Source organism: Pseudomonas sp. B20(2017), from assembly GCF_002113125.1.
GTDB lineage: Bacteria > Pseudomonadota > Gammaproteobacteria > Pseudomonadales > Pseudomonadaceae > Aquipseudomonas.
Map to the genome: position 1 here is coordinate 270,778 of NZ_NEJP01000004.1, position 15,250 is coordinate 286,027.

The window sequence follows — 15,250 nt, forward strand, 5'->3', positions numbered from 1 at the left end:
GGCCCCACGATTGTTGGGCCGGGCCGATATACTGAGCGTTGGTTCCGCCCCGCCACGGGGCTGCTCAGGGATATCGACCATGCAATGGATGTTCATGTTGATCGGGCTGCTGCTCGGCTGGCTGCTCGACGAGTCGTTCAGCGATGCGCTGTTGGGCGCCTTGCTCGGGCTTGCCATCGGCCAGGCGATGCGTATCGCGCGGCTCGGTTCACAGGCTGCCGAGCAACAGCGTCAGCTGGATCACGCGAAGATCGCGTTGCAGGGCGTCGAGCAGCGTCTGTTTCTGCTGGAGGGCGCTCCGGCACATTCGCCGGCACCGGCGAGTGTCGCACCGGCCAGCGAAACGGTCGTTGAGCCTGTCACGGTATTTGAACAACCCTCTGCCGCAGAACCCGAGCTGATCTGGGAGCTGCCACCCGAACTCGAACCTGTCGCCGTCGCCGCCAGCGAAGCTGATCAACCGCTGCCGGTCGATGCCTGGCGCCCGGAGCCCGTTACCCGCGAATCACCACCGCCTGCCAAACCTCGTGGCCCGAACCTTATCGAGCGCGGCATCAGCGCTGCGCGCAACTGGCTGTTCGGTGGCAACACCGTGCTGCGGGTCGGCGTGGTGCTGCTGTTCTTCGGCCTGGCCTTCCTGCTGCGCTACGCCACCGAAGGCATGGTGGTGCCGATCGAAATGCGTTACGCCGGGGTCGCGGCAGCGGCACTGGGATTGCTGGCGCTGGGTTGGTGGTTGCGCCATCGCAACACGAGTTACGCCTTGATGCTGCAAGGCACCGGGATCGCAGTGTTGTACCTGACGGTGTTTGCGGCGATGCGTCTGCACCCGCTGCTTGATCCGTCCGCCGCGCTGGGTTTGCTGGTGGCGGTGACGGTGTTTTCGGCGATTCTGGCCATCACGCAGGATTCACTGGCCCTGGCCTGCGTCGCCGCGTTGGGCGGTTTCGCTGCGCCGATCCTGACTTCCACCGGCGCTGGTAATCATGTCGCGCTGTTCAGCTATTTCGCGCTGCTCAACGCCGGCATTCTGGCCATCGCCTGGTTCAAGGCGTGGCGCCTGCTCAACCTGATCGGCTTCGTTGGGACCTTCGGCATCGGCTTCGCTTGGGGCTTGCGTTCGTATACGCCGGAACTGCTGTGGAGCACCGAGCCGTTCCTGATTCTGTTCTTCCTGATGTACCTCGCTATCGGCCTGCTGTTCGCACGGCGCAAGTTGCTGGACATGCCGGACGCCCCGGCGGACGGTGACCGCGAGGCGCTGCTGCACTGGTCGGCGCGCAAGGGCGACTACGTCGACGGGACGATGCTGTTCGGTCCGCCGTTGGTGGGTTTCGGCCTGCAATTCGCACTGGTCCAGCATCTGGAATTCGCCGCTGCGTTCAGTGCGTTGGCGCTGGGCATGATCTACATGGCCCTCGCCAAAGTGCTGATGGGCGGCCGGGCGTTGTTGCTGGGTGAGACTTGCCTGGCACTCGGGGTGATTTTCGCCAGCCTGGCGATTCCGCTGGGGCTGGATGCGCGTTGGACTTCCGCCGCCTGGGCAGTGGAGGGTGCGGGGATTTTCTGGCTGGGCTTGCGTCAGCAGCGGCCATTGGCCCGGGCCTTTGCGTTGCTGCTGCAACTCGGGTCGGCGCTGGCGTTTCTCAGTCAGTTGCGCATTGGCGAAAGCAGTCTGCTCGACGGTGCGCCGCTGGGTGCATTGATGCTCGGCGCGGCGTTGTTGTTCAGCTTTTATCAATTGCGCAAGGCGTTGCCGGAGCAAACCTCGCCGTGGGAGCGTCAGGGGCTGCCGGTGCTGGCGTGTCTTGGGCTGACTTTCCTTTATTTGCTGGCACCGCTGTTCTTCTTCACTCAGGGCACGGCGATCAGTTGGGCGTTGGCCGGGCTGGTGACGTTGTTCGTCGGCTTGCGCCTGCAATCGCGCACCTTCCTGTTCACCGCGTTTGCCGTGCAACTGCTCGGCGGAGCATTGTTCCTGTTGCGCCTGCAAGGGGCGGGCGAGGATTCGGCGGCCGTGTTCAGCGCTGGCTGGAGCGGTCTGCTCAGCGCCTCGTTGATCGGTCTGGCGCTGATCGCCGGCATGCTGCTGGCGGCGCGCGACGAGATGGTGCGCAGCGATGTTCGTCTGCTGCGCGGTTTGTCGGTGGTGCTGCTGGCGGGTCTGGTGCTGATCAATCTGGCGGTGTTGTTCGTGCTGCCATGGCAGACCGCGAGCGCGGTGTGGGCGGCCAGTGGCTTGCTGATCATCTGGCTCAGTCTGTACCTCAAGCAGCGCGTGAGTTTTGTCTTCGGTCTGCTGTTGCAACTGATCGGCGGCGCAGCGTTTTTGCTGGCCGGCCCCGAGCTGCTCGGGCCATTGTCCAGCGAAGGGCTGCGACCGCTGGCCCATGGCGGATTCTGGACGCCACTGGTGTTGGGCCTGGCAGCGATGATCGGGGCGTGGCGCCTGCAACTGGGTAATCATGCTTCGGCGTTCGATGTGCTGAGTTTGCAGCGACTGTCCGAAGTATTGCTGGTGTGGGGCGCCGGTTGGTGGGCGCTGGCATGGGTCAGCGAAGTGCTGCGTTTTGCGCCGCTGAGTCTGCAGGCGATGTTGTTGCTGCTGGTCGCCGCGCTGAGCGTCGTGTTGTGGACGCTGTTGGCCTTGCGTCTGAAATGGCCGTCGCTCGGGTTGCTCTGCACCGTGCTGATTCCGGCAGCCGGACTGGTGTTGCTCGGCGCGTGGCACTTGCGTTATCACCCGGCGGCGGATTTCGGCTGGCTGGCGTGGGCGGCGGTGTTCGTTGTGCATTTCATCAGCCTGCGGCATCTGGCACCGATGTTGCCGGCGCGGGCCTTGAGCACGGCGCATGTGCTCGGTTGCTGGCTGCTGATCGGCGTGCTGGCGCTGGAGCTGCGCTACGGCCTGCTGCTGTTGTCCGAGCAGTACAACGCCTGGCGCTGGCTGGGCTGGGCGATTCTGCCGAGCGTGTATCTGTTGTTGATGGCCGCACCGCGTCAGTGGCCATGGCCGGTAGCAGCGTTCCCTCGCGAATATCGTCTGTACGCGGCGGCGCCGCTGGCGGTGCTGATGCTGGTCTGGTTCTGGCTGGCGAATGGCATCAGCGATGGCAACGCCGAACCGCTGCCTTATGTACCGCTGCTCAACCCGCTGGAATTGGGTCTGCTGTTTGCGCTGTTCGGTGTCTTCGTCTGGTCGCGCAGCGCCGTTGCCGAGCTGTCGATCCGCCAGGATTACGCGGCTTACGCGACGCAACTGATTGCCGGCGTTTCGCTGTTCGCGTTCTGCACCGCGCTGGTCACCCGCGCCGCGCACCATTGGGCGGGGATTCCGTTCGAGCTGGATCTATTGCTCGAATCGATGCTGGTGCAGGCCGGTCTGTCCATCGTCTGGACGCTGATGGCGCTCGGGCTGATGATCGGCGGTCACCTGCGCCATCGCCGCGAAGTGTGGCTGATCGGCGCGGCGCTGATTGCGCTGGTGGTGGCCAAACTGATTTTTGTCGAATTGAGCAACCGTGGCGGACTGGCCCGGATTGTCTCGTTCATCGGCGTCGGCGTGTTGCTGCTGGTGGTGGGTTACTTTGCGCCGCTGCCGCCCAAACGCGTCGAAGCTGTACCGGCGGCGGACAAACCGGCCCCGGAAACCGAAGGAGTGTCGTCTTGAGTCGCAAGCTTAATCTCGGGTGGCTGTTGCTGGGCGTGGTCATGATGGCCGGCGCCCAGGAAAAACCGGCGGACTTCGCCGCGCAGGTGCCGTTGTCGGTCAGCGGTTCCGGCCCGTGGTATCGCCTCGAACTGCCGCTGAGCGTGCAGTTGCAGGCGCGCCAGACCGATCTCAGCGATTTGCGGGTGTTCAACGCCGCCGGAGAGCCGCAGGCCTATGCGCTGGCCCGGGAGTCAGCGCAGACCCGCGACGACGGCCAGTTACATGAGGTGAAGTGGTTCCCGCTGTACAACTCGGCGGATTCCACCGAACGCGCGCCGAGCGTCCGCGTGCAATCCACCACCACCGGTACGCTGGTGGAAGTGCAGCCGTCCAGTCAGCTCGAAGCCGGCGAAGAAGTGCTGCGCGGCTGGCTGCTCGACGCCAGTGCGATCAAGGCACCGTTGCAGCAACTGATCCTCGACTGGACCAGCGAGCGCGACGGTTTCCAGCGTTTCAGCATCGAGGCCAGCGACGACTTGCAACACTGGCAGGCCTGGGGCGAAGGCCAGGTCGCGCGTCTGACCTTTTCCGATGAGCGCATCGAGCAGCATGAAGTCGCGTTGCCGGGGCAATCGGCGCGGTATCTGCGTCTGCTGTGGGATTCGCCGGCCTCGGCGCCGGTCCTGACGTCGGTGCAATTGAAAAGCAGCGACCCGCGCAACCTGCCGTTGCCACTGGTCTGGTCGCCGGCGCTAGCCGGCAGCAGCGGCAAGGTCGGGGAATACACCTGGCAGTTGCCGATGGGGCTGAACATCGAGCGGGTGCAGGTCGAACTGAAACAGGCCAACAGCCTGGCACCGGTGACCCTGTCGGGGCGTCGCGAAAGCAGTCTGCCTTGGCAGCCGTTGAGCAGCGGCTTGCTCTATCGCCTGACCCAGAATGGCCAGGACGTGGTGCAGAACGAATTGCAGCTTTACGGGCAGACCGTGCAGCAGTTGAAGCTCACGGTCGATGAGCGCGGCGGAGGTCTCGGCGAGCAGGCGCCGAGCGTGAAATATGCGGTGCGCGCCACTCAGGTCATCTTCCTTGCCCGTGGCGATGGGCCGTACAGCCTGGCGCTGGGCAATCCGACCGTGAAGACGGCGAACCTGCCGCTGACCACGCTGATCCCCGATTTCAAACCGGAGAAACTGGCCACGCTGGGCAAGGCCACGGTGCAAGGTGAAGCGCTGGCGACCCAGACATCGACGGCCACTGCGGCAGCGACCACCGATATCAACTGGAAGAAGTTCGGCCTGTGGGCGGTGTTGCTGCTCAGCGTGCTGTTTCTGGCGACAATGGCGTTCAGTCTGCTGCGCAAGCCGCCGGCCAAGTCGTGAATATGACGGGTGTGGCCTCTACACCCGTCGGGTTTCCAACTACGCTGAATCCGGTGCCTGAACTCTCTCGGTTCGATCACGTCTGATAGCAGGAATTGCACCCGACGCACGTTACCGGGCGTCATTGCTCGCTACGGTTTCAGACTCCCTGTAAACTGCGCGGGTTTTTAGCCCCCCATTCCACCGGAGCCGTCCATGTCCCGCGTTACCCTGAGTCGCTATTTGATTGAGCAGACCCGCAGCAACAACACTCCTGCCGATCTGCGCTTCCTGATCGAAGTGGTGGCGCGTGCCTGTAAAGAGATCAGCCACGCCGTGTCCAAAGGCGCCCTGGGCGGTGTTCTGGGCAGTATGGGCACGGAAAACGTGCAAGGCGAAGTGCAGAAGAAACTCGACGTGCTGTCGAACGAAATCCTGCTCGAAGCCAACGAGTGGGGCGGTCACCTGGCCGGCATGGCGTCCGAAGAAATGGACAACGCCTACCAGATCCCGGGCAAATACCCGAAAGGCGCCTACCTGCTGGTATTCGACCCGCTGGACGGTTCGTCGAACATCGACATCAACGCCCCGGTCGGCACCATTTTCTCCGTGCTGCGTTGCCCGAACGAATACCTGAGCCAGAATGAAGCCCTGAATGAAAAGGCCTTCCTGCAGCCAGGTACTCAGCAAGTCGCCGCCGGTTACGCGATCTACGGCCCGCAGACCATGCTGATCCTGACCCTGGGCAACGGCGTGAAGGGTTTCACCCTGGACCGCGAAATGGGCAGCTTCGTCCTGACCCACGAAGACATCACCATTCCTGAAAGCACCCAGGAATTCGCCATCAACATGTCCAACCAGCGTCACTGGGAAGCTCCGGTACAGCGCTACGTTTCGGAACTGCTGGCTGGTGAAGAAGGCCCGCTGAAAAAGAACTACAACATGCGTTGGGTCGCGGCGATGGTTGCCGACGTGCACCGCATCCTGACCCGTGGCGGTCTGTTCATGTATCCGCGCGACAGCCGCGAGCCGTCCAAGCCGGGCAAGCTGCGCCTGATGTACGAAGCCAACCCGATGTCGTTCCTCGTGGAACAGGCGGGTGGCGCTTCCACCGACGGCCACCAGCGCATTCTCGACATCCAGCCTGAAGGCCTGCACCAGCGCGTAGCGGTGTTCCTCGGCTCGAAAGAAGAAGTCGCCCGCGCCACGGCTTACCACAAGGAATAAACCATGACCGCGCCCTGGCAGCCGTTGCTCGATTGGTGGTTCGGTCATGCCGAATCAGCTACTGAAGTGACGGCGCAACAGGGCAAGTTGTGGTTCGGCAAGAAAGACAGCCAGGACCTCGAAGCGCGTGAGCGTTTCGGGGTCTTTGTCGATCAGGCCCTCGCTGGCGAATTGACCGAGTGGGCGCAACATCCCGAAGGTTGGCTGGCGCTGGTGCTGCTGCTCGACCAACTCCCGCGAATGATCTTTCGCGACACACCCAAGGCTTTTTCCGGTGATCTACGGGCACAGAAACTGGTGGCTCAGGGGATTGCCGCAGACTTCGATCGGCAGTTGAAACCGATCCAGCGACTTTTCATCTATCTCGTCTTCGAACACTGCGAAAACCTCGCGGTGCAGAATGAAGCGGTCTCGCGATTCATCGAACTGGTGGCTGAACAGCCGGAGGCGGAGCGCGGGGTGTTTGCCGACAACCTGGATTATGCCGAGCGGCATCAAAAGGTGATTGCCCGGTTTGGACGGTTTCCGCATCGCAATGCGGTGTTGGGGCGGGAGTCTACGGTTGAGGAGTTGGAGTTTCTTTCACAGCCAGGTTCAAGCTTCTAGACCTGCGTTGCAATCACTGACGCCTTCGCGGGCAAGCCCGCTCCCACATTTGATCTGAGTCGGTCACAAAATTTGTATTCGACGAGATTCCCTGTGGGAGCGGCGGTGCGACGCCTCGACTTGCCCGCGAAGAGGCCAGTAAGAGCGCCTCAGATCCGGAAGCTGCCAACCAAGTGCTTCAACCGCGCAGCCTGCTGCTCCAGATCCGCACAAGCCCGCAACGTCGCCTGCAAGTTCTCCACACCTTCCTGGTTCAGCGTGTTGATCTCGTTGATATCAACGTTGATCGACTCGACCACCGCCGTCTGCTCTTCGGTCGCGGTCGCCACCGACTGGTTCATGCCGTCGATTTCGCCGATGCGCTGGGTCACGCTGCCCAGACGTTCGCCGGCCTGGTTGGCGATGCCGACGCTGCTTTCGCTCTCACGCTGGCTCTCGGTCATGATGCCGACCGCCTGACGCGCACCGACTTGCAGCTCTTCGATCATCTTCTGCACTTGCTGCGCCGAATCCTGGGTGCGATGCGCCAGGTTGCGGACTTCATCGGCCACCACGGCGAAACCACGACCGGCTTCACCGGCACGGGCCGCTTCAATGGCCGCGTTGAGCGCCAGCAGGTTGGTCTGCTGGGAGATGCTGGTGATCACTTCCAGAATCTGCCCGATGTTCACGGTGTTGCTGTTCAGGGTTTCGATGTTGCCGCAGGAGTCGCTGATCTTCGCCGACAGCTGCTGCATCGCGTGGATGGTTTTATCCACAACCTGCTGGCCGTCTTCGGCCAAGCTGCGCGCATCGCTGGAGTGTTGCGAGGCGAGGGCGGCGTTCTGGGCAATTTCCTGGGCGGCGGCGCCGAGCTGGTTGATCGCGGCGGCCACGCTGTTGGTGCGCGAGGCCTGCTGGTCGGAGTTGAACATCGACGAGTTCGAGGCGGCGACCACGCGCAGCGCGACTTCGTTGACCTGCCCGGTGGCCGAGGACACTTCGCGGATCGAGGTGTGGATGCGCTCGACGAAACGGTTGAAAGAGGTGCCCAGCGCGCCGAATTCATCGTGGCCGTGAATGGTCAGGCGTTTGGTCAGGTCACCTTCGCCTTCGGCGATGTCGTGCATGGCGCGGCCCATGGTCAGCAGCGGCTGCATCAGCACGCGGATCAGCATGCCGAGCAGGGCGATGATGATTACCACGGCAATGACCATGGCGATCAGCGCCGAGGTGCGAAATTCGCTGAGCATCGAGAACGCGGTGTCCTTGTCCAGCACCAGCGCCACGTACCAGTCGGCCGACGGCACACCGTTGACGTGGGTGAAGGAGATCAATTGGGTCTTGCCGTCGAACTCGACTTCTTTCAGTCCCGGGCTGACTTTCGGTGCGCCGTTGGGATAGGCCTCGGCCAGGGTCTTGAGCACCAGCTTGCTGTCCGGGTGGATCAGGATCTTGCCGTCGGCGCTGACGATGAACGCATGGCCGTGGCCGCCGAAGTTCAGCGAGTTGATGATCGCGCTGACGCTGGACAGATCAATGTCGGCGCCGGCCACACCGATCATCTGGCCCTGGCGCTGCACCGGGGTGGCGACCGTGATGACCAGTTTGCCTGACGAGGCGGCGATGTACGGTTCGGTGACGATGGTCTGTTGCGCAGCGTTGGCGGCCTTGTACCAGCCACGGGCGCGCGGGTCGTAATCCGGTGCGCGGTTGCCGGCCGGGACCGAGAACATCACACCGTCGGCGCCGCCGAAGTAGCTGAGCTGGAAATTGCCGGTATAGGCGGGCAGGTCGATGATGCGTTTCAGGTTGGCCGGGGCGTTGCCGTCGGCGACAACCTGCTGCGCCATCGATTGCAGCAACTGGATGCGGCTTTCCAGCCAGGTCTGGATGTTGCTGGTGGTCAGGCTGCCCAGTTCCTGCATCGACGCTTCGGTGCTGCTTTGCAGGGCTTCGCGCTGGCGATAGTCGTTGAACAATATGAAACAGGCGAATGCAACGGCCACCACGAGGGCGGCAGCCAACAAGATCTTGTGGCTGAATTTCATGTTTCTGGTCATTAAGGAAGCTACCGCGAAGGGGCTGGTCAAGAAAGGGCGGCAATTTGCCACACTCTGGGGCTTTGCGCTGCTCTTATTTCGACCGCCGCGCGCCAAAGATTAGGCGGCTTTTGTGAAAGTCGACGAAATGCTCAATAGCCCCACAAAGTGTCTGATTTACCGACGAATGCCGGACGAGCGGGCGAACAAATAGCCGGTCTGTCAGGGAACCAGACAGGGGTTTTCTCTTCTAAGCTTCTGGTTGGCGCCAGGCCATCCCCCTTCCGCTCCAGGAGTTACACCATGTCGCTGCGATCTATCGCCCTTCTGTCGTTTTGCGTGCTGTTGGCCGCATGCAGCAAGGTCAATCAGGAAAACTATTCGAAGCTCTCGGCCGGCATGGCCAAGGCCGAAGTCGAGACGCTGCTCGGCAAGCCCACCGATTGCTCGGGCGCGCTCGGCATGTCCAGTTGCACCTGGGGCGACAAGAACAGCTTTATCAGCGTGCAGTACGCCGGTGACAAAGTGCTGATGTTTTCCGGCCAAGGCCTGAAGTAAACCGGGGCCACGCGCCCACGGAGAAGAAAAATGAAGCGGTTATTGCTTGTCCTTTTTGCCGGCCTGGTATTGGCTGGCTGCGCCACGTCCGGCGAAGATTCGCTGGCGCCGAAGACGGTCAACAGTGTCAATCTCAAGCGTTACCAGGGCACCTGGTACGAGCTGGCCCGGCTGCCGATGTATTTCCAGCGCAATTGCGCGCAATCCGAAGCCCGTTACTCGCTCAAGCCCGACGGTAATATCGCGGTGTACAACCGCTGTCTGACGGCAGACTGGAAGTGGGAAGAGGTCAAAGGCACGGCTTATCCACAGGTGCCGGGCAAGACCGACAAGCTGTGGGTCGAGTTCGATACCTGGTTCTCGCGCCTGATTCCGGGTGTGGCGAAGGGTCAGTACTGGGTGCTGTACGTCAGCGATGACTACAAGACCGCTCTCGTCGGCGACCCGAGTCGCCGCTATCTGTGGCTGTTGTCGCGCACGCCGACCGTCAACGGTGTAGTGCGTGAGGAACTGTTGAGCAAGGCGCGCCAGCAGGGTTACGACACCACGCGTTTGATCTGGCGCACATCGGATCAGCAGATGGCCAAGACGTCCAACTGACTACCCCTCTTCTGATCGTTCCAACGCTCCACGTGGGAACGCCTAAATGGACGCTTTGCGTCCGCTTTTGGGACGCGGAGCGTCCCGGGCTGCATTCCCACGCAGAGCGTGGGAACGATCAGTAACAGAGGTTCAAAAAACCTGTGGAGGACAACCCCACAGGTTTTTTTGTGTCAGCCCAAAAGGTCTCGCAAGACCTGGGTGAAGGCGCGATTGCTGTCCTCCTCCCCGGCATGTCGCCACTCGCGCACGACCCACTGACCGTTGACCAGCACGTCGCGCACCTGACGATCACCACCGGCAAACAGCCAGCGATTGAGAATCCCGTCACCGCTGGCCGTGGCCAGATACGGATCGCTGCCATCGAGCACGATCCAGTCGGCACGCTTGCCGACTTCCAGCGCACCGATCGGCTGGCCCAGGGCCTGAGCACCACCGTCCAGCGCTGCGTCATACAACGTGCGGCCGACCATCGGTTGATCCGCGCCATACAAGCGGTTGCGCCGCTGATCGCGCAGGCGTTGGCCGTATTCCAGCCAGCGCAATTCTTCCACCACGCTCAACGACACATGGCTGTCGGAACCAATGCCCATGCGCCCGCCCTGAGCGAGGAAATCCACCGCCGGGAAAATCCCGTCGCCGAGGTTGGCCTCGGTGGTCAGGCACAGGCCGGCAATGGCGCGACTCTTGGCCATCAGCGTGACTTCTTCCGGATTGGCGTGGGTCGCGTGGACCAGGCACCAGCGCTGATCGACTTCGGTGTTTTCGTACAGCCATTGCAGCGGACGGCGACCGCTCCAGCTCAGGCAGTCGTCGACCTCTTTCTGCTGCTCGGCGATGTGGATGTGCACCGGGCATTGTTTGTCGCTGACCGCCAGCACTTCGCTGATCTGCTGTGGCGTAACCGCACGCAACGAGTGGAAGCACAGACCCAGCGACTGCGCTTTTTGCTGCGTCAGCAGGGGTTGCAGCCGCGATTGCAGCTTCAGGTAGTTTTCGGTGCTGTTGATGAAACGGCGCTGACCTTCGTTCGGCGTCTGGCCGCCAAAACCGCTGTGGCTGTAGAGCACGGGCAGCAATGTCAGGCCGATGCCGGCGGAACTGGCCGCCTGGCTGATGCGCAATGCCAGCTCGGCCGGGTCGGCGTACGGCTGGCCGTTGTTATCGTGGTGGACGTAATGGAATTCGGCGACCGAGGTGTAACCGGCCTTGAGCATTTCGATGTACAGCTGGCGGGCAATCACCCCGAGCTGGTCGGGGCTGATTTTTCCGACGAGCCGATACATCAGATCGCGCCAGGTCCAGAAACTGTCGTTGGGATTGCCGGCCACTTCCGCCAGTCCCGCCATTGCTCGCTGGAACGCGTGGGAGTGCAGATTCGGCATCCCCGGCAGCAGCGGACCGCTCAACCGTTCGGCGCCGTCTGCGGTGGAATCAGCCTGGATTCGGGTCAACACACCATCGGCGCTGACCTCGAGACGTACATTGTTGGCCCATCCGTTAGGCAGCAGCGCGCGTTCGGCAAAGAAGGCGGACATGGTTCAGCACCCCATCGTGTGTTATTTGTATATACATATACAGACGTTTGCCTGCCCGGTAAACTCCGGCAAGCTAGCAACTTTCATCCAATGAACAGGGATCCACCGTGCCGACTCCGCCTCCAGTCTCCCCGTTGGCCGCGAACATGGGCGACAGTCCGGCGCCCTTGTACGCCCGCGTCAAACAGATGATCACCCAGCAGATCGACAGCGGTAACTGGCCGCCGCATTACCGCGTGCCGTCGGAAAGCGAGCTGGTCAGCCAGTTGGGTTTCAGCCGCATGACCATCAACCGCGCGCTGCGGGAAATGACCGCCGACGGCCTGTTGGTGCGCATGCAAGGCGTCGGTACTTTCGTCGCCGAACCGAAGAGCCAGTCCGCGCTGTTCGAAGTGCACAACATCGCCGACGAAATCGCCTCCCGTGGCCATCGCCATACTTGCCAGGTGATCACCCTGGAAGAAGAGGCCGCCGGTTCCGAGCGCGCGCTGGCACTGGACATGCGTGAAGGACAGAAGGTCTTTCACTCGCTGATCGTGCATTACGAAAACGACATTCCGGTGCAGATCGAAGACCGCTTCGTCAACGCACTGGTCGCCCCGGAATACCTCAAGCAGGACTTCACCCTGCAAACGCCTTACGCCTATCTGAACCAGGTCGCGCCGCTGACCGAAGGCGAGCACGTGGTCGAAGCGATCCTCGCCGAAGCGTCCGAATGCAAATTGCTGCAGATCGAAAAGGGCGAGCCTTGCCTGTTGATCCGCCGTCGTACCTGGTCGGGTCGCCAGCCGGTCACGGCGGCGCGCCTGATTCACCCCGGTTCCCGTCATCGTCTGGAAGGTCGGTTTCATAAATGAAAGAGTTGAAGGTATTACGCGCCGAAGGCTACCCGCGCATGCCGTGGAAAAACGGCGGCGGCAGCACCGAGGAAATCACCCGTGACGCCGGCGCCGGCCTCGACGGTTTTGGCTGGCGCCTGTCGATTGCCGACATTGCCGAATCCGGCGGCTTCTCGACCTTCGCCGGCTACCAGCGGATCATCACGGTATTGCAGGGCGACGGCATGACCCTGTGTGTCGACGGCGACGACACCCGGCCGTTGTTACCCCTCGACCCGTTTGCCTTCAGCGGCGAAAGCCAGGTGTCCTGCACCTTGCTCGGCGGCGCGATCCGCGACTTCAACCTGATCTACTCACCCCAACGTTATAGCGCACGCCTGCAGTGGCTGGACGGCGAGCAGCGGTTTTTCAGTTCGGCTAGCACCGTGCTGGTCTTCAGCGTCAGCGAACGGCTGGAGGTCACGGTCGGTGACAGCGCGTCGCAACTCGGTCGCCATGACTGCCTGCAACTGGACGGTAACACCGGGCTGACCGAGATCGCCGTCAATGCTGGCTGCTGCATGATCGAACTGTCCCCGCGCTGATCCCCCCCCCGAGCCCTTGATCGTTCCCACGTCGAGGCGTCGAACCGTCCGCGTGGGAATGCATACCGTGACGCTCTGCGTCACAAAGCGGACGCGGAGCGTCCATGGCGGCGTTCCCACGCAGAGCGTGGGAACGATCTAATGATCAACGATCAAAAACCGCTGCTTTGAAAGCAGCGGTTTTTTTTCGTCCTGATGTTCCCGAAATGCGCACCAACTTGTTACCGAACGCCCCAGCGTGGCGCAAAACCACGCTTTCGTAACAACCTCTCGTTACTCTCAATCCATCCCGCGAAAAATTTAATGAACGCCAGAGCCCTTGATTCAGAGGCTCTCCAGCCCTGTCCGGGATTTTTGTTGAACGACCCTCCAACAAGTTGGCCGCTTGATTGCATATGCTTGTATGTACAAGTAAAGACGTATGCGTATGAGTCGACAGAGACTCTCCGCAGCGTCCACTGATTCGCTTGTCGCGCACTGATGCGCACAGGCTGCTTGCCCACTGCCAGGGTTGGTTTGAATTGATCGCTGAGGAGTCTTTTTCGTGACTGACAATAAGCCTACTAAGTTTCGTAATGTTGAGATCCGTGCCGCCCGTGGCAACAAGCTGACCGCCAAGAGCTGGCTGACCGAAGCGCCGCTGCGCATGCTGATGAACAACCTCGACCCGGAAGTCGCCGAGAACCCGAAAGAGCTGGTGGTCTACGGTGGCATCGGCCGCGCTGCGCGTAACTGGGAGTGCTACGACAAGATCGTCGAGAGCCTGACCAACCTCAACGAAGACGAAACCCTGCTGGTGCAATCGGGCAAGCCGGTCGGCGTGTTCAAGACCCACAGCAACGCCCCGCGCGTACTGATCGCCAACTCCAACCTGGTGCCGCACTGGGCGACCTGGGAACACTTCAACGAACTCGACGCCAAAGGCCTGGCCATGTACGGCCAGATGACCGCCGGCAGCTGGATCTACATCGGCAGCCAGGGCATCGTCCAGGGCACCTACGAAACCTTCGTTGAAGCCGGTCGCCAGCACTACAACGACAACCTCACCGGCAAGTGGGTACTGACCGCCGGCCTCGGCGGCATGGGCGGTGCCCAGCCACTGGCCGCGACCCTGGCCGGTGCCTGTTCGCTGAACATCGAATGCCAGCAGATCAGCATCGATTTCCGCCTCAAGACCCGCTACGTCGACGAGCAGGCCAAAGACCTCGACGACGCGCTGGCCCGCATCGCCAAATACACTTCCGAAGGCAAGGCTGTTTCCATCGCCCTGTGCGGCAACGCTGCTGAAATCCTCCCGGAATTGGTTCGTCGCGGCGTGCGCCCGGACATGGTCACCGACCAGACCAGCGCCCACGATCCGCTCAACGGTTACCTGCCGGCCGGCTGGACCTGGGACGAATACCGCGCCCGCGCCAAGACCGAGCCAGCCGCTGTGGTCAAGGCCGCCAAGCAATCGATGGCCGTCCACGTCAAAGCCATGCTCGACTTCCAGAAGATGGGCGTGCCGACCTTCGACTACGGCAACAACATCCGTCAGATGGCTCAGGAAGAAGGCGTCGAAAACGCATTCGATTTCCCGGGCTTCGTACCGGCCTACATCCGTCCGCTGTTCTGCCGTGGCATCGGCCCGTTCCGCTGGGCTGCGCTGTCGGGTGATCCGCAGGACATCTACAAGACCGACGCCAAAGTCAAAGAACTGATCCCGGACGACGCCCACCTGCACAACTGGCTGGACATGGCGCGCGAGCGCATCAGCTTCCAGGGTCTGCCGGCGCGTATCTGCTGGGTCGGCCTGGGCCTGCGCGCCAAGCTCGGTCTGGCGTTCAACGAAATGGTGCGCAGCGGCGAGTTGTCGGCGCCGATCGTGATCGGTCGCGACCACCTCGACTCTGGCTCGGTCTCCAGCCCGAACCGTGAAACCGAATCGATGCAGGACGGCTCCGATGCAGTTTCCGACTGGCCGCTGCTCAACGCACTGCTGAACACCGCGAGCGGTGCGACCTGGGTGTCCCTGCACCACGGCGGCGGCGTCGGCATGGGCTTCTCCCAGCACTCGGGCATGGTGATTGTCTGCGACGGTACTGACGAAGCGGCCGAGCGTATCGCTCGCGTGCTGCACAACGACCCGGGTACCGGCGTCATGCGTCACGCCGATGCCGGTTACCAGATCGCCATCGACTGCGCCAAGGAACAAGGGCTGAACCTGCCGATGATCACCGGCAAGTAATGCTTGCCCCGTAGGAGCGAGCCTGCTCGCGATAGCGGTT

Annotated in this window: 11 protein-coding genes; 9 read left to right on the top strand and 2 right to left on the bottom strand. The window is 62.2% G+C overall.

Annotation, left to right across the window (positions count from 1 at the left end; genetic code table 11):
* Nucleotides 1-79: 79 nt before the first annotated feature.
* The 4 genes from CAF63_RS08230 (at nt 80) to CAF63_RS08245 (ending at nt 6,843) form a co-directional block, all read left to right on the top strand.
* Nucleotides 80-3,670 carry a DUF2339 domain-containing protein gene (locus CAF63_RS08230; protein ID WP_085684034.1) on the top strand — a complete coding sequence of 1,197 codons (3,591 nt, stop codon included), beginning with the start codon at nt 80-82 and terminating at the stop codon, nt 3,668-3,670.
* Nucleotides 3,667-5,031, top strand: coding sequence for a DUF3999 domain-containing protein (locus CAF63_RS08235; RefSeq protein ID WP_085684032.1), 1,365 nt, complete (start codon nt 3,667-3,669; stop codon nt 5,029-5,031). Before CAF63_RS08230 ends, CAF63_RS08235 begins: the two co-directional genes overlap by 4 nt.
* Before the next feature lie 195 nt (nt 5,032-5,226).
* The gene (locus CAF63_RS08240) at nt 5,227-6,237 is read left to right on the top strand and encodes a class 1 fructose-bisphosphatase (RefSeq protein WP_065261556.1); all 1,011 of its coding nucleotides are present in this window, start codon (nt 5,227-5,229) and stop codon (nt 6,235-6,237) included.
* A 3-nt stretch (nt 6,238-6,240) separates the two neighbouring features.
* Nucleotides 6,241-6,843, top strand: coding sequence for a DUF924 family protein (locus CAF63_RS08245; protein ID WP_085684030.1), 603 nt, complete (start codon nt 6,241-6,243; stop codon nt 6,841-6,843).
* 149 nt (nt 6,844-6,992) lie between these two features.
* On the opposite strand, the gene CAF63_RS08250 is transcribed toward CAF63_RS08245, so the two are convergent.
* On the bottom strand, nt 6,993-8,885 hold the full coding sequence (locus tag CAF63_RS08250; protein WP_218191760.1) for a methyl-accepting chemotaxis protein: 1,893 nt from the start codon (nt 8,883-8,885) through the stop codon (nt 6,993-6,995).
* A 282-nt stretch (nt 8,886-9,167) separates the two neighbouring features.
* On the opposite strand from CAF63_RS08250, the gene CAF63_RS08255 reads away from it, so the two are divergent.
* Nucleotides 9,168-9,422: a hypothetical protein gene (locus CAF63_RS08255; protein ID WP_007952486.1), complete on the top strand. Its 255-nt coding sequence runs from the start codon at nt 9,168-9,170 to the stop codon at nt 9,420-9,422.
* A gap of 30 nt (nt 9,423-9,452) precedes the next feature.
* Nucleotides 9,453-10,022, top strand: a complete 570-nt coding sequence (locus CAF63_RS08260) for a lipocalin family protein (protein ID WP_085684026.1) — start codon at nt 9,453-9,455, stop codon at nt 10,020-10,022.
* Nucleotides 10,023-10,195: 173 nt separating this feature from the next.
* Here CAF63_RS08260 and CAF63_RS08265 read toward each other — a convergent pair whose 3' ends face one another.
* Nucleotides 10,196-11,560, bottom strand: coding sequence for a formimidoylglutamate deiminase (locus tag CAF63_RS08265; RefSeq protein WP_085684024.1), 1,365 nt, complete (start codon nt 11,558-11,560; stop codon nt 10,196-10,198).
* Nucleotides 11,561-11,706: 146 nt separating this feature from the next.
* On the opposite strand from CAF63_RS08265, the gene hutC reads away from it, so the two are divergent.
* From hutC to hutU, 3 genes are all read left to right on the top strand, one after another.
* The gene (hutC, locus tag CAF63_RS08270; RefSeq protein WP_170844914.1) at nt 11,707-12,417 is read left to right on the top strand and encodes a histidine utilization repressor; all 711 of its coding nucleotides are present in this window, start codon (nt 11,707-11,709) and stop codon (nt 12,415-12,417) included.
* Nucleotides 12,414-12,983, top strand: coding sequence for a HutD family protein (locus tag CAF63_RS08275; RefSeq protein ID WP_085684022.1), 570 nt, complete (start codon nt 12,414-12,416; stop codon nt 12,981-12,983). Before hutC ends, CAF63_RS08275 begins: the two co-directional genes overlap by 4 nt.
* Before the next feature lie 544 nt (nt 12,984-13,527).
* Nucleotides 13,528-15,210: a urocanate hydratase gene (gene hutU, locus CAF63_RS08280; RefSeq protein ID WP_085684020.1), complete on the top strand. Its 1,683-nt coding sequence runs from the start codon at nt 13,528-13,530 to the stop codon at nt 15,208-15,210.
* Nucleotides 15,211-15,250: the final 40 nt, after the last annotated feature.

What these genes read in the sequence shown, in the direction of transcription:
- CAF63_RS08230 (WP_085684034.1), top strand. Translation starts at nt 80, where the DNA reads ATGCAATGGATGTTCATGTTGATCGGGCTGCTGCTCGGCTGGCTGCTC.
- CAF63_RS08240 (WP_065261556.1), top strand. Translation starts at nt 5,227, where the DNA reads ATGTCCCGCGTTACCCTGAGTCGCTATTTGATTGAGCAGACCCGCAGC.
- CAF63_RS08245 (WP_085684030.1), top strand. Translation starts at nt 6,241, where the DNA reads ATGACCGCGCCCTGGCAGCCGTTGCTCGATTGGTGGTTCGGTCATGCC.
- CAF63_RS08250 (WP_218191760.1), bottom strand. Translation starts at nt 8,885, where the DNA reads ATGACCAGAAACATGAAATTCAGCCACAAGATCTTGTTGGCTGCCGCC.
- CAF63_RS08255 (WP_007952486.1), top strand. Translation starts at nt 9,168, where the DNA reads ATGTCGCTGCGATCTATCGCCCTTCTGTCGTTTTGCGTGCTGTTGGCC.
- CAF63_RS08260 (WP_085684026.1), top strand. Translation starts at nt 9,453, where the DNA reads ATGAAGCGGTTATTGCTTGTCCTTTTTGCCGGCCTGGTATTGGCTGGC.
- CAF63_RS08265 (WP_085684024.1), bottom strand. Translation starts at nt 11,560, where the DNA reads ATGTCCGCCTTCTTTGCCGAACGCGCGCTGCTGCCTAACGGATGGGCC.
- hutC (WP_170844914.1), top strand. Translation starts at nt 11,707, where the DNA reads ATGGGCGACAGTCCGGCGCCCTTGTACGCCCGCGTCAAACAGATGATC.
- CAF63_RS08275 (WP_085684022.1), top strand. Translation starts at nt 12,414, where the DNA reads ATGAAAGAGTTGAAGGTATTACGCGCCGAAGGCTACCCGCGCATGCCG.